This window comes from Psychromonas ossibalaenae ATCC BAA-1528 (assembly GCF_000381745.1).
Classification (GTDB): Bacteria; Pseudomonadota; Gammaproteobacteria; order Enterobacterales; family Psychromonadaceae; genus Psychromonas; species Psychromonas ossibalaenae.
In genome coordinates, this window is record NZ_KB906968.1 from 27,910 (window position 1) to 41,972 (window position 14,063).

Annotated in this window: 12 protein-coding genes and 1 riboswitch; of the genes, 10 read left to right on the forward strand and 2 right to left on the reverse strand. The window is 40.1% G+C overall.

Annotation, left to right across the window (positions count from 1 at the left end; translation table 11 throughout):
* Positions 1-24 precede the first annotated feature (24 nt).
* The 3 genes from G327_RS27500 to G327_RS0101220 all read left to right on the forward strand — a co-directional run bounded on the left by G327_RS27500 (position 25) and on the right by G327_RS0101220 (position 2,422).
* Complete coding sequence (locus tag G327_RS27500) at positions 25-156, forward strand: hypothetical protein (protein ID WP_019612937.1); 132 nt, start codon at positions 25-27, stop codon at positions 154-156.
* Positions 157-406: 250 nt separating this feature from the next.
* Complete coding sequence (locus tag G327_RS0101215; protein ID WP_019612938.1) at positions 407-1,399, forward strand: ABC transporter substrate-binding protein; 993 nt, start codon at positions 407-409, stop codon at positions 1,397-1,399.
* A gap of 30 nt (positions 1,400-1,429) precedes the next feature.
* A complete protein-coding gene (locus G327_RS0101220) occupies positions 1,430-2,422 on the forward strand; it encodes an ABC transporter substrate-binding protein (protein ID WP_019612939.1) in 993 nt (330 codons plus the stop codon).
* 31 nt (positions 2,423-2,453) lie between these two features.
* Here the strand turns inward: G327_RS0101220 and G327_RS0101225 are convergent, their stop codons facing one another.
* Entirely contained in the window at positions 2,454-3,530 is a 1,077-nt protein-coding gene (locus G327_RS0101225; protein ID WP_019612940.1) for a PLP-dependent cysteine synthase family protein, read from the reverse strand.
* A 168-nt stretch (positions 3,531-3,698) separates the two neighbouring features.
* Here G327_RS0101225 and G327_RS0101230 point away from each other — a divergent pair, with 168 nt between their 5' ends.
* Together G327_RS0101230 and G327_RS0101235 are read left to right on the forward strand one after the other, a co-directional pair.
* Positions 3,699-4,160: an Lrp/AsnC family transcriptional regulator gene (locus G327_RS0101230; protein ID WP_019612941.1), complete on the forward strand. Its 462-nt coding sequence runs from the start codon at positions 3,699-3,701 to the stop codon at positions 4,158-4,160.
* 102 nt (positions 4,161-4,262) lie between these two features.
* Positions 4,263-6,188: an AsmA family protein gene (locus tag G327_RS0101235; protein WP_019612942.1), complete on the forward strand. Its 1,926-nt coding sequence runs from the start codon at positions 4,263-4,265 to the stop codon at positions 6,186-6,188.
* 193 nt (positions 6,189-6,381) lie between these two features.
* Here the strand turns inward: G327_RS0101235 and G327_RS0101240 are convergent, their stop codons facing one another.
* The gene (locus tag G327_RS0101240; protein ID WP_169337214.1) at positions 6,382-7,017 is read right to left on the reverse strand and encodes a Crp/Fnr family transcriptional regulator; all 636 of its coding nucleotides are present in this window, start codon (positions 7,015-7,017) and stop codon (positions 6,382-6,384) included.
* Positions 7,018-7,167: 150 nt separating this feature from the next.
* Between G327_RS0101240 and G327_RS0101245 the strand changes: the two genes are divergently transcribed.
* The 5 genes from G327_RS0101245 (at position 7,168) to G327_RS0101265 (ending at position 13,999) form a co-directional block, all read left to right on the forward strand.
* Positions 7,168-7,947, forward strand: coding sequence for a nucleoside phosphorylase (locus G327_RS0101245; RefSeq protein WP_019612944.1), 780 nt, complete (start codon positions 7,168-7,170; stop codon positions 7,945-7,947).
* A 169-nt stretch (positions 7,948-8,116) separates the two neighbouring features.
* The gene (gene tal, locus G327_RS0101250) at positions 8,117-9,094 is read left to right on the forward strand and encodes a transaldolase (protein ID WP_019612945.1); all 978 of its coding nucleotides are present in this window, start codon (positions 8,117-8,119) and stop codon (positions 9,092-9,094) included.
* Positions 9,095-9,148: 54 nt separating this feature from the next.
* Positions 9,149-11,134 (forward strand): transketolase, encoded by a 1,986-nt coding sequence (gene tkt, locus G327_RS0101255; protein WP_019612946.1) that lies wholly within the window; start codon positions 9,149-9,151, stop codon positions 11,132-11,134.
* A gap of 767 nt (positions 11,135-11,901) precedes the next feature.
* Positions 11,902-12,001, forward strand: a riboswitch (purine riboswitch).
* A 79-nt stretch (positions 12,002-12,080) separates the two neighbouring features.
* Positions 12,081-13,088, forward strand: coding sequence for an adenosine deaminase (locus G327_RS0101260; protein WP_019612947.1), 1,008 nt, complete (start codon positions 12,081-12,083; stop codon positions 13,086-13,088).
* Positions 13,089-13,795: 707 nt separating this feature from the next.
* On the forward strand, positions 13,796-13,999 hold the full coding sequence (locus G327_RS0101265; protein ID WP_019612948.1) for a cold-shock protein: 204 nt from the start codon (positions 13,796-13,798) through the stop codon (positions 13,997-13,999).
* Positions 14,000-14,063: the final 64 nt, after the last annotated feature.

Here is a 14,063-nt window from a genome sequence, read left to right on the forward strand (position 1 = left end):
ATTAACCGTCGTCGGCACAATTGGATGCTCTTAGTTGCAGGCGGTATTGTGGTACACAGTAACTCGACTGTTCATCATCAGGTTAAGAGTATTATCAGCAGCCTGCCGACGCTCTCTTATATTTCTGCCGGTTATGTCATGTTTGCAAACGCTTGACCTGCGGATCCGCTCTGGTTTTTATCAGTCCGGTCTGGAAGCTCATTAAAAAATGCCTGTAGAGCAGGCCTGCTTTTCCCATTATACAGCAGCCGGAAGATAAAATGTTAATACTTATCCGGGCGATTAATTCCTCTTATCTGCCCCACTGTCAGAGTGCAGATTCATCAATTAAATAATTGATAACGAACTATACTTAATCATCTACAATGAAAGGAAGCGCTATCAATCACCCCAAGGAGATTCAGCAATGAAAACAAGCATAAACACTTGGTTATGTCTTCTCTTGCTTGTTTTTTCCGGATACCTGTCCGCCGCCCAGAAAATATTAATCATTGAAAGCTATCACAGTGAATACAAATGGGATATGAGTTATATCAAAGGTATTAAATCTGTTTTACTTGATGATTTTGAACTTAGCTATTTTCAAATGGATACCAAACGCCAGCCTAAAGCGGTTTACCCGGAAAGGGCTGATAAAGCCTGGCAGTATTTTCAGAAAGTACAGCCGGATTTAGTGATTTTAGGTGATGATAATGCCCTGAATTATCTTGGAAGACGTTTCTCAAAAATAAGCACACCGGTTATCTATCTCGGTATCAATAATAACCCGCGTTATTATCATGTTCATAGAAGTAAAAATATTTCCGGCGTATTAGAGCGTCCTTTAATCAAGCGGGCAATTCCAGCGGTGACACAGATATTAGACAGGGATATCAAAAATATTCTGCTGATGTTTGATAACAGCCTGACTTCCCATACCATTTTAGAAGAGATTTTCTCCAGTAATACTCAATTAAAGATCTCCGGCATTAAAGTTGAAATCCGCTTAATCGGTGAATGGGAAATTTGGCAGAGAAAACTATTAACAGCTGCAGATGAATCCTACGATGCTGTATTTTTCGGTTTATTCCATACACTCAAAGACAAAGACGGCAGACATGTTCCGGCAGAGCAGGTTCTGCAGTGGTCTGCAGAAAACACTCCGGTACCGCCTTTTGCTTTCTGGGACTTTGCAGTCGGCGAAGATAAAGCCATCGGTGGTTTAGTGCTATTCGGTTATGAGCAGGGAAAACTGGCGGCAAAGATGGCCAGAGAAGTACTAAGCACCGATATACAGCCTTATCAGCTGGGTACTAAAACTGCCGAAAAAGGCAGCTATTTGTTCAGTCGCAGTCAGTTACAAAAATATGGTATTACACTGCCGGAAAAATTATCTGCAAAGGCTGTGTTAGTAGAATAAATAACAACAGACGGCAGAAGAGGGGGTAAAATGAAAATACGATTAAACGCCTGGCTGTTTATTATATTAATCTGCCTGCCTTTACAATTATCAGCTAAACAAAAAGTGTTAATTATAGAGAGTTACCATAGCGAATACAGTTGGGACAAAAGTTATATCCAGGGCATTAAATCTGTTCTACAGGACAATTTTGAACTCACCTATTTTCAGATGGATACTAAACGTCTGGCGAAACCTTTATATGACCAAAGGGCGGCCCTTGCCTGGCAGTTTTATCAACAAACACAACCGGATTTAGTCATTTTAGGCGATGATAATGCGCTGGATTATCTTGGTACACGTTTTTCAGAAACAACCACTCCGGTTATTTACCTCGGCATCAATAATAATCCCCGCCATTATAATGTTCATAAAAGTAAAAATATCAGCGGTGTATTAGAGCGCCCTTTTATCAAACGCTCAATCCCGGCTATGGCACAGTTACTGCCTAAAAAAGTAAATAAAATATTACTTATGTTTGATAACAGCCGCACTTCCTACGTCATTCTAGAAGAGGTATTTTCCAGTAATACTCAGATAGTGCTCTCAGGCATAAAAATTGAAATAAGATTAATTGGTGACTGGGATACCTGGAAAGACAAACTGTTAACCGCCAAAGATAAGGGATACGATGCCGTATTTTTAGGTTTATTCCACACACTGAAAGATAAAAATGACAATCATGTTTCGGCAGAGCAGATTCTCAAATGGTCAGCGGTAAACACCCCAGTACCGCCTTTTGCTTTCTGGGACTTTGCAGTTGGAGCAGATAAAGCCATCGGCGGCTTAGTATTGTTTGGTTATGAACAGGGAAAACTGGCGGCGAAAATGGCCAGAGAAGTACTGACAAGCGACCTGCAGCCCTATCAATTAGGTACTAAAACGGCTGAAAAAGGCCGCTACCTTTTCAGCCGTAAACAACTGCACAAATACGGTATAACACTGCCTGAAAAATTTATAAACAAAGCTGTCTTGATTGACTAGAAGGGAGCAGATGTCCCCTTCTAGTGACTATTTAAAAATCCAGAGACGAGCCGTTTTGTAAAAAGTTATCCAGGTGTGCTAGATAAGGAGATACATCACCGATATTATTCTCCACCCATTCAGGGTTAAAATAGCTGTCCAGGTAACGATCACCTTTGTCACACAGCAGTGTCACAATCGAACCCGTCTGACCTTTTGACTGCATCTCCTGAGCAAGCTTTAATACACCATACATATTGGTACCGGTACTTGCCCCGACTTTACGCCCTAATACTTTTTCTAACCATAAGGTTACTGCAACAGACGCAGCATCCGGCACGCGGATCATTTCATCCACCACTGAAGCGATAAATGAAGGTTCAACACGAGGACGGCCAATGCCCTCTATTTTACTGCCCAGACAGCTGGTTAAACTGCTGTCTGCACTTTTAAAGTAATCTAAAAATACCGAGTTTTCAGGATCAACGACAGTAAGGCTGGTATCTAACTGGTGATAACGCAAATAGCGGCCGATCGTTGCACTGGTGCCGCCAGTGCCTGCACTCATCACAATGTGCTTAGGAATCGGGTGCGGCTCAAGCTGCATCTGCTGAAAAATAGAATCAGCAATATTATTATTGCCGCGCCAGTCTGTTGCGCGCTCAGCATGAGTAAACTGATCCATATAATAACCATTAAGTTCTTTGGCTAACTTTTCTGATTCCGCATAAATCATTTCCGTAGAGTCAACTAAAAAACATTCACCGCCGTACATTTTAATCTGTTCGATTTTCTCCTGGCTGGTGCTTTTAGCCATTACAGCGATAAACTTAAGCCCTAACAGGCGGGCAAAATAAGCTTCAGAAATGGCAGTACTGCCCGATGATGATTCAATTATCGTCGTACCCTGTTGAATTTTACCGTTACATAAAGCATACAAAAACAGAGAGCGTGCTAAACGGTGTTTTAAACTTCCCGTCGGATGCGTACTTTCATCTTTTAGATAAATATCAATACCGGCAAGCTGCGGTAAATTCACTTTGATAAGATGTGTATCTGCACTGCGCTGAAAGTCAGCCTGAATTTTTGCAATTGCATTCGCTACCCAAGTACGTTGTTCATTCATCATCGACCCTGCCTTTTATTTATCGCGTTGATTTGATGAATCAATCTTAAGTAAATGGAAGAAGAAATAGTTCCTTAAATAATTATTAAATCACACAATAAAGGAAAATTATTCTACAATTATGAAATGTATAGAAAATACTTCCCCATGCTCCTCAATAGAGAGATATTAATGCCGATTGATAATACCGATAAACAAATTTTAAGTCTGCTCCAGCAGGATGCCTCATTATCTTTACAACAGATTGCAGAGCAGTTAAACCTGACCACCACCCCCTGCTGGAACCGCATTAAACGCCTTGAAAACGAGGGGGTTATCAGCAGACGCGTCGCTTTGTTAAACCCGCAGAAAATAGGCTTAGAGCTGATTGCCTTTGTGCAGATTAAAACCCAGCAGCATTCTGAAACCTGGTTAGAAGAATTTGTGCTGCAGGTAAAAGGTTTTGCTCAGGTCATGGAGTTTTACCGAATGGCCGGCGAATACGACTATCTGCTCAAAGTATTAGTCTCTGATATGCGCAGCTACGACCGATTTTATAAGAAACTGGTTAATAACGTCAGCGGTCTGACCGATGTAAATTCCAGTTTCGCCATGGAGCAGCTCAAATACACCACAGAACTGCCGCTAAGCTGACGCTTATTTCAACTACAATAGATGAATAATAATTAAATTGAATTACAATTAGATTGTAAAATTATTACACTCTTGATCATTGATACTTAAAAGGAAAAATCGATGAAACTGTTTATTAAATTATTTGCAGGGCTAATTACCCTGCTTGTTTTGGCCGTAGTTATTTTGCTGACGGTAGTCGATCCGAATGATTATAAAGAAGAGATCCAAACACAGGTTAAAAATACCATTAACCGCGATTTACTGATTAACGGTGATATCGGCTGGACTTTTTATCCGCAGCTGGGCTTCAGCAGCGGTGAAATTGAACTGAATAACCTAGATGGCTTTAACCGTAAACACCTGGTTAAAATTGACCAGGCTTCACTTGGTTTAGATATTATGCCCCTGTTTAAAGGCCAGATACAGATAAGTGAACTAACACTTAACGGTTTTGTTTTAAATCTGATCACAGATAAAAACGGACGTTCGAACCTTGATAATATGAGCACAGCAAGTGCCGCTTCAACCACAACTGATGCATCTCAAGAAAGTACTGAATCCAGCTCTGAAGGGAAATCAGGCACATTTACAGCAGATAAAGTGCAGCTGGCGGGCATCAATATCAATAATGCAGTTATTGAAATTCAAGACCTAACAGTTTCCTCAAGCACTAAACTCAATATCAGTCATATTCGTCTTGGTGAATTTGCTTTAGGTAAAGAAGCCGATTTATCAGTATTAACTGATGTAATGGTGGCTGAAATGGACGGCCATATTGATTTACAGTCCAAGCTGCTTGTTGCTGCAGATTTTTCATCAATCCAGCTTAATAAACTTTTATTAAAAACAGACTTTAGCGGTAAAACCTTACCTAACGGTAAGGTCAGCAGCGTGCTCAGCAGTGACATTACTTATAACCTCAACAGCGCAGCCGCAGATATTAAAAACCTGCAGTTAAACGTAGACAAAATTCAGCTCAAAGGATCAGCCTCAGTACAAACTGGGACCGTAACCAAAGTTCGTTACGCTTTAGAAGGCAATGAATGGGACCTTAACCCTTATTTAAACCAGCCAGGCTCTAGTGACAGTACAGCAGACAGCACGGGGACATCAGACAAAACACCTGACTCGCAAAGCGAAACTCCAGCTGCAGAGCAGGAGCCTGATTTAAGCTTTTTAAAAACCTTAGATGTCCAGGGAACCTTAAAAATTGCCGGAGTGAAAGCTGACAAATTAGTGATTGGCGAAATCAATAAAACACTGATGATTAAAAATGGTAAAGCTGAACTTAAACCGTTAACCGCTCAGTTATACAAAGGTTTATTAAAGGTTAATGCCATGGTGGACGAAGCGCAGGGTAAAAACAGATATAAAGTTTCCAGTCATCTTAACAACGTGGATCTGCGTCCTTTATTAACGGATGCCGCAGAGGTCGATATATTAAGCGGTACCACAGCATTTAATTTTTCCGGTAAGGGTCAGGGGTTAACTGCAGCGAAAATCAAGTCCGGAATAGTAGGAAGTGGTGATTTCGAGCTGCTTGACGGTGAGCTATACGGCGTTAATATTCCGCAGGAGATCCGCTCACTGAAGGCCAAACTTTCAGGTAAGGCGGCTCCCACAGAAAAAAATATCAAAAAGACAGATTTTGCGTCCTTAACCGGCAAATTCAGCATTAAAAAAGGCCTGGTTAATAATCAAAAGTTTTTAATGTTATCACCGGTAATGCGCCTTGATGGTTTAGGTCTGGTTGATATTTTAAAAGAAACCTTAGACTACAAATTAAGCATCGCACCGCTGTCAAAAAGTGGTGCTGATACTGAACAGTTTGACCTTAGCGGCTTAACCATACCATTGCTGATTACCGGTACCTTCACTGAGCCTAAGTTTGCTTTAGATATGGACGGCGCGATGCAGGAGCAGCTTAAAGCAAAGGCCGAAAAAGAGCTGGAGAAACTTAAAGGCAAATCAACGGAAGAGCTTAAAGAAGAAGGCAAGAAACTGGAAGATAAAGTGAAATCAAAATTTAAAAATATATTTGGGTAGTACATTCAAACTGGAGACCGCAGTTTTGAAAGCAGATCTGCTATCTCCACTAATTCACTGAATTGCTCGCTTCGGGAAGAAGCGAGCGTGGAATTTTTATTAGCTGAAGCGTTTGGGGTACATACCGACTTAGGTTATTTACTCCAAAATGCGCATAACGGGGGATGGTAAATAGAATTATGCAGGGGGATAATTAACCAAAATCAGACGCAAAACGAGTTATTTTTTCAATGTTAGCAATTGAAAATTGTTTATTGCTATAAAGGAAATAACCTTCATCACAGCATTCTTTTAAGACCCTATTAAAACTTCTTTTTGGCGCGCCAACCTCTTGTATTAGTTTACTTTTTTGCAGCAATGCTAAATCACCATTTTTATAGTGTTTAAAGAGGCTTATCAACAAGCGTTGTTTAATTGTTAGAGCAGCTAGATTATCGGTGCGTACGCATTTTTTTATGTAGCAATTGACGATTACCTCAAAAAGGTATTTAGAAAAATCGCGGTCAATTTTCATCCACTCGAAAACATGTTCTCTCTGCAGTTTTACTACAACGCAATCTGTTTTTGCGATAACTGTATTTGTCTTAAAAGCTTCGTCAAATACTTCTAACTCACCAAACACGTCGTTAGCATTTAATTCATTGATAAATATCTCATTTCCATCATGAGTAAGTTGGACGACTTCAACCTTACCTTTTGTCAGAAAAAACAAATAATCATTGTGTTCATTAGACCGAATTATATGGCTCCCTTGGACATATGTTCTTTGAGTCATATAGTGCGATATTTCATTTGGTATAGAGTTTAAAGGTCTGATCTGATTAGTCACAGAGTTCCCCATAAAAATTAATTTTTTCAAGTGGATAATAAATGATTTTAGCTGATGGGTCATATGACCTATTTTTTATAACTCAGGCAAATATACTTTATTTCCAATGTCTAAACAAAGACTAATTCAGATAAGTATAGGAGTCCAAGTATGTTTCTAGATAACGAAATAATGCCCCACGTGAAGTTGAAAAAAGGTGATGTTGGTAAATATGTATTGCTACCAGGAGACCCTTTTAGAACAGATGCGTTAGCTGAACTTTTAGATGATCCGGTTTTAATCGCTCACAACAGGGAGCACAAAACGTGGACAGGTACTCTATTGGGAGAAAAGGTTTCAGTGACTTCGACTGGAATGGGATGTCCATCTACAGCTATAGCGGTTGAAGAGTTAATCGCTTGTGGAGCGGATACATTTATTCGAGTAGGGACTGCTGGGCGAGTAAATAGAAAATTAAAAGATGCAGCAATGATAGGTGGCATTATCACTGGGGCAGTACGTGATGAAGGTACAACAAAACAGTACGTACCTGTTGAATATCCTGCAATAGCAGATAGAAAGGTCGTTGATGCCTTGATAAAAGCTGCTGAGAACCTAAATCTTAATTTTGGTTCAGGTATTAGCCGTACCGTTGATTCTTTTTATAGCCTTGAATTTCCTGAAATGTCCCCGTTAGGTGATGAATCAAAAGAGAACAAAGATATTTGGGTTAAAGCCAATGTCTTATTATCTGAAATGGAAGCAGCAGCGATCTTAGTTATATCTTCGCTTAGAGGTGCAAGAGCTTCTGGAATAATGGCTTTTCCTGACGAAGGAGAGCTAATTGCATCTGGTACAAAAGGTGAAAATTCTGGTATTAGCCACGCCTGTCGTGCCGCATGCGAGGCCATCAAAATCTTGATTGAGTCAGACAAGAAATTTAAACAATAATATATTAAAAGGCTTACTTGAGATAGTGAGCCTTCATTATTAAGTGTTTGCGAACGGATGTATAAATTGAGTATTGAAACGAGCAACTCTCTTAGTTTTAGACTTAACCTAAAGAGCTGGATAAATGAGTACTTCAGTGTTTTCTCCATAAGTTTAAAAGGTTAATAATATGACATCTAGACTAGACAAATTACGTAAATTAACAACAGTTGTAGCTGACACTGGGGATATTGAAGCAATTCAAAAATATAAACCTCAAGATGCAACAACTAACCCTTCTCTTATATTAAAAGCAGCTCAAACTTCTCTTATATTAAAAGCAGCTAAAATTGCTGAATATGCTCCTTTGATTGACAGTGCAATAACATATGCAAAAACACAAAGTAACGATCTAAAAAAGCAGATTCAAGATACTTGTGACATGCTCACGGTTAATATTGGTAAAGAGATTTTAAAAGTTGTACCGGGCCGTATTTCAACCGAAGTTGATGCACGTTTATCTTATGATACAGAAGCAAGTTTGATTAAAGCGCGTCAGCTGATAAAGATGTATAACGATGCAGGAATTACCAACGATCGTATTTTGATTAAACTAGCATCAACTTGGCAGGGTATTAAAGCCGCTGAAATCTTAGAAAAAGAAGGGATCAACTGTAATCTGACGCTACTGTTTTCTTTCGCGCAGGCGCGTGCTTGTGCTGAAGCCGGTGTCTATTTAATCTCTCCGTTTGTCGGTCGCATTATGGATTGGCATAAAGCAAAGGAAGGGCGTGATTTTGCCCCACAGGAAGATCCGGGCGTGCTGTCGGTTTCAAAAATATATAACTTCTATAAAGCAAATGATTATAAAACTGTTGTGATGGGTGCAAGCTTTAGAAATATCGATGAAATTTTAGAGCTTGCTGGTTGTGACCGACTTACTATTAGCCCTGAATTACTGAAGCAGTTAGCAGATACCGATGGAGAAGTAGTGAGAAAACTCGCCCCTTCAACAAAGGTTCTGACTTTCCAGGCCCCCTTAACCCATGCAGAATTTTTATGGGAACATAATCAGGATCCAATGGCGATTGACAAACTAGCTGAAGGTATCCGTAATTTTGCTCTTGACCAGAATCAACTGGAAAAAATGATTGCAGAACGTCTTTAATTATCCTCAAAGGACTAATTATTAGTCCTTTCATTCATTTATGATGGAACTCTTATGAAAAACAATCGATTTGCTAATGCTATTAGAGCACTAAGCATGGACGCCGTTCAAAAAGCTAATTCAGGCCACCCAGGCGCCCCAATGGGGATGGCTGATATCGCTGAAGTCCTATGGCGTGATTTCTTAAACCACAACCCGACTAACCCGCAGTGGGCTGACCGAGACCGTTTTGTACTGTCTAACGGACATGGTTCAATGTTGATCTATTCTCTATTACATCTATCGGGTTATGATTTGTCAATTGATGATCTTAAATCTTTCCGTCAGTTACACTCGAAAACGCCGGGTCACCCTGAATATGATTACACGCCAGGCGTAGAAACAACAACCGGTCCTTTAGGGCAAGGTGTTACTAACGCAGTTGGTATGGCGATTGCTGAAAAATCTTTAGCTGCACAGTTCAATCGTGAAGGCCACAGTATCGTTGATCATTACACTTATACTTTCTTAGGCGATGGCTGTCTGATGGAAGGTATCTCCCATGAAGCTTGTTCTTTAGCGGGTACGTTAGGTCTTGGTAAGCTAATTGCATTCTGGGATGATAACGGCATCTCTATTGATGGTGAAGTTGAAGGCTGGTTCACTGATGATACTCCGGCACGTTTCGAAGCCTACGGCTGGCATGTTCTTGAAGTTAATGGCCATAGTCGCGAAGAAATTAAAGCGGCAATCGAAGCTGCTAAAACTAAAACAACAAAACCAACCATGATCTGTTGTAAAACAACTATCGGCTTTGGTTCTCCAAATAAACAGGGGACACATGATTGTCATGGTGCTCCACTTGGTACTGAAGAAATTCTTGCTACCCGTAAAGCATTAGACTGGAACTACGGCGATTTTGAAATTCCTGCCGATATTTACGCTGGCTGGGATAATAAAACAAACGGTCAGGCTGCTGAAAAGTCTTGGGATAAGAAATTTGCCGCCTATGCATCTGCTTTCCCTGAACTGGCATCTGAATACAAGCGTCGTATTAACAGTGAAATGCCAAGCGACTGGGAAGCTAAATCAACGCTGTATATTGCTGATTTACAAGCTGACTCTGCTAATATCGCAACACGTAAAGCATCACAAAACTGTATCGAAGCATTTGCGCCTATGCTGCCTGAACTTCTAGGCGGCTCTGCAGATTTAGCTCCGTCTAACTTAACTATGTGGTCTGGTACTAAAGCCATTACAGCTGATGATGCATCTGGTAACTACCTGCATTACGGTGTACGTGAATTTGCTATGTCGGCAATTATTAACGGTATGGCGCTGCACAAAGGTTTTGTTCCTTACGGCGCAACATTCCTGATGTTTATGGAATATGCACGTAACGGTTTACGTATGTCTGCACTAATGAAGCAGCGCGCAATCCAGGTATTTACCCATGACTCAATCGGTCTTGGCGAAGATGGTCCGACTCACCAGCCGGTAGAGCAAATTGCCAGCCTGCGTTTAACGCCAAATATGGACACCTGGCGTCCATGTGACAGTGTTGAGTCTGCGGTTTCTTGGAAATCTGCAATCGAGCGCACTGATGGTCCAACATCGCTTATCTTCAGTCGTCAAAACCTGAAACCTCAACCGCGTGATGAACAGCAGTTAGCTGATGTTGCAAAAGGTGGTTACGTACTATTAGACAGTGCTGCTCCTGCTGAAATTATCTTGATTGCTACTGGTTCAGAAGTACAGCTTGCTGTTGAAGCACACGCTGAACTAACAGCTCAAGGTAAAGCGGTACGTGTTGTTTCTCTTCCTTGTACTGATGTGTTTGAAACACAAAGCACAGAATACAAAGAGTCTGTACTGCCGGCTGCTGTCGCTAAACGTGTTGCTATTGAAGCAGGCATTGCTGATTTTTGGTACAAATATGTAGGTCTAAACGGTAAAGTTATCGGCATGACAACATTTGGCGAGTCAGCACCGGCTGATCAGTTATTTGAAATGTTCGGTTTTACAGTAAAAAATATAGTCGGTACAGTTAATGCGCTATAAGCGTAGACGCTGTATCCGAGCTAGACGCCAAAGGTCTTTATTTTTATTGATTCAATTAAGACAACGAGTTGTCTAATTTATTCAGGGTCAGGATATATTTCTCCTGGCTCTGTTTTGTGAAATCTATTAATTTATTTGATTAAGTCAAGGTATGCTCCACATTAATGACTAATAACGCAGAGGCCCAGCCCTACTTTCATATGCATTGATCGTAATTCATTTACAACAATACTCTTCATGTTTTAAGAAATGTTTAAATCAACAGGTCCTAGTTTTATATTTATTTTCTCAGAGCAAATGACAACTAGCATTACGATGTATTAAGCAAGGGGGATTGTTGGTTTTGCAGTTTCTTCTCAATTGATGAAAGATTATGATATTTATTAGGAAGGATAGAAAGTGGCACCAGTTAAGTCATCTGATCACAGTAATCCATACTTTGGAAGTTATCGAGCGAAGATTTGTTAAATTAAATTGAGCCTGACAGACTGAACTGTCAAATCGAATCGGAGCCACTACATAACACAATTGGGTTTAGAGCTAATTATACAATCTCTATTTTTCAAAATATGAGATTGTTGACAATGAATGTAGTACTTCTTATAAGTCACAGTGCTTACTTACGACACAAATCAGACGGCTGTTGCCGGAAAAATGGTATTGCCGTTTGTGGCCTGGTTGGTCAGTCTCAACCCCAGCTGTTTATCTATAGACTTGTGAAACAACATACGGTAGCATCCAATACCGAGCTTGATGTTGGTTTAAATACCTGCAACTTGCTTTCCCTTCGTATAACCCCAGTAATATGGCCTGGGGGTATCTACCAGGAACCAATAATTCCTGATTACGAAGAGTTTAGTGCTTTAGCGCTTTTCTCTTTGTATTAGTAGTTTTGTTATTCAGAAGAAAAGTGCTTAGTAATATTTTATTTATTAAGAGCTTAATCATGAAAAAATTTATCCAGTCTTTACCTAAAGTCGAACTGCACCTTCACATTGAAGGAACGCTTGAGCCAGAGCTTATGTTTGAGCTTGCACAGCGTAACAATATTACTATTCCTTTTAACTCATCCACAGAAGTTAAAGAGGCTTATAATTTTCACAATCTTCAGTCATTTCTAGATATCTATTTCCAGGGGGCAAATGTACTGGTTCATGAACAGGATTTCTTTGACCTGACTTGGGCTTACCTGCTGCACTGTAAAGACGATAATGTTGTGCACACAGAGGTGTTTTTTGATCCGCAGGCGCATACTGAGCGGGGTATTTGTTTTGCTACTGTAGTCAATGGTATTCATAAAGCACTTGCAAAAGGTAGGACGGAATTAGGCATCAGCAGCAGGCTGATTATGTGTTTCTTAAGGCATTTAGATGAACAGTCTGCATTTAAAACACTGGAGCAGGCACAAGCACATAAAGATAAAATCATTGCTGTGGGGTTGGATTCAACTGAAATTGGCCACCCAGCGAGCAAATTTGAGAGAGTATTTAAACAAGCCATTAATCAAGGTTTTTTAACCGTTGCTCATGCTGGCGAAGAGGGTCCCGTAAGTAACATCCACGATGCTATGAACTTGCTGCAAATCACCCGCATTGATCACGGCGTTCGCTGCTCAGAGGACCAAGCCTTAATAAAACAACTAGCCGCTGAACGCATCCCCCTGACTGTTTGTCCATTATCCAACATTAAACTCAAAGTATTTGATTTTATGAAAGAGCACAACATAGTCGATCTTCTTCGCAAGGGCCTGTGTGTAACGATTAATTCTGACGACCCTGCCTATTTTGGCGGTTATATGACGGATAACTTTTTAGCGGTGAGTAACGCACATTCTATGAATAAAGCTGAAATTGCTCAATTTACTTTAAATGCAATCGAAGCAAGTTTTATTTCTGAATGTGAGAAAAAACGGCTAAAAATAATGACCCAAAAATATTTAGATCTACATCAATAATTAACATCTCAAATAGATCCCGTTCTTTTGTTTAAATCAATACGCTGTTGATTCCTGTTCACCAGTGATTATTTGATTACAGAGGAGAAAACTATGGGCTTGTATTATCACACTTGGGCAGAAATGCCTGTTATATAAAGTGTGGTTGTACAACGCCCAATGAAAGTTTTTGTGTATATTGTGTTTTAGGAAGACTACGTAACTGCAATTATAATTGCAGTTACGTAGCTATTTAAGCTAAGTCGCTGGAGGCAATAGAGTCGTAACGTTATACCGAAAGGATAAAGAGGCCTTTACGCTCGCTACTGGGAGAAAGCGCGCGTTGTGTCAATAACGAAACATTGATGATAACAAATATTATCGCTCACTCGACGGACATTTGTGAGCTAGCCTTTTACACACTTCTGGCTACAACACACCTTCGCTTTTTTGTTATCTAATTTCACTTTACTCAACCCATACCGGCTTATAGCTTTGGCTTTTTTCATAAAATTAAATGCACTTAATTAACTGTTATATTCAATTTTTTACAATGAACTACAATTTAGTCGACAGCTGATGCGTATTGTTGAGCAAACTGTCTAATTATCTATTTTGTACAGAAAACGACCTGCACATCCAAGTTTATGTATCTGCTGTTTATGGAATTACTGCAGAAAAATATTGCTGCGGTAAAGCAAATATGAGTTTACAGAGGAAAGTTCGATATGAGTAAGGGCACAGTAAAGTGGTTCAATGCAGATAAAGGTTTCGGTTTCATCAGCCCCGAGGACGGAAGCAAAGATCTGTTCGTTCACCACTCCGAAATCAAAACAGGTGGTTATGCAACGCTCGATGAAGGTCAGAAAGTAGAGTTCGAAGTCGGACAAGGTCAAAAGGGACCGTGCGCAAATAACGTTGTACCAATTTAATTTTAAGTAATAATAACAGTAAGGCGCATCAATACGGTGTGCCTGCTGTTGGTGCTAGCCTTCT

Excerpts from the sequence above, each read along its gene's own strand:
- G327_RS27500 (WP_019612937.1), top strand. The coding sequence starts at position 25 with ATGCTCTTAGTTGCAGGCGGTATTGTGGTACACAGTAACTCGACTGTT.
- G327_RS0101215 (WP_019612938.1), top strand. The coding sequence starts at position 407 with ATGAAAACAAGCATAAACACTTGGTTATGTCTTCTCTTGCTTGTTTTT.
- G327_RS0101220 (WP_019612939.1), top strand. The coding sequence starts at position 1,430 with ATGAAAATACGATTAAACGCCTGGCTGTTTATTATATTAATCTGCCTG.
- G327_RS0101225 (WP_019612940.1), bottom strand. The coding sequence starts at position 3,530 with ATGATGAATGAACAACGTACTTGGGTAGCGAATGCAATTGCAAAAATT.
- G327_RS0101230 (WP_019612941.1), top strand. The coding sequence starts at position 3,699 with ATGCCGATTGATAATACCGATAAACAAATTTTAAGTCTGCTCCAGCAG.
- G327_RS0101235 (WP_019612942.1), top strand. The coding sequence starts at position 4,263 with ATGAAACTGTTTATTAAATTATTTGCAGGGCTAATTACCCTGCTTGTT.
- G327_RS0101245 (WP_019612944.1), top strand. The coding sequence starts at position 7,168 with ATGTTTCTAGATAACGAAATAATGCCCCACGTGAAGTTGAAAAAAGGT.
- tal (WP_019612945.1), top strand. The coding sequence starts at position 8,117 with ATGACATCTAGACTAGACAAATTACGTAAATTAACAACAGTTGTAGCT.
- tkt (WP_019612946.1), top strand. The coding sequence starts at position 9,149 with ATGAAAAACAATCGATTTGCTAATGCTATTAGAGCACTAAGCATGGAC.
- G327_RS0101260 (WP_019612947.1), top strand. The coding sequence starts at position 12,081 with ATGAAAAAATTTATCCAGTCTTTACCTAAAGTCGAACTGCACCTTCAC.
- G327_RS0101265 (WP_019612948.1), top strand. The coding sequence starts at position 13,796 with ATGAGTAAGGGCACAGTAAAGTGGTTCAATGCAGATAAAGGTTTCGGT.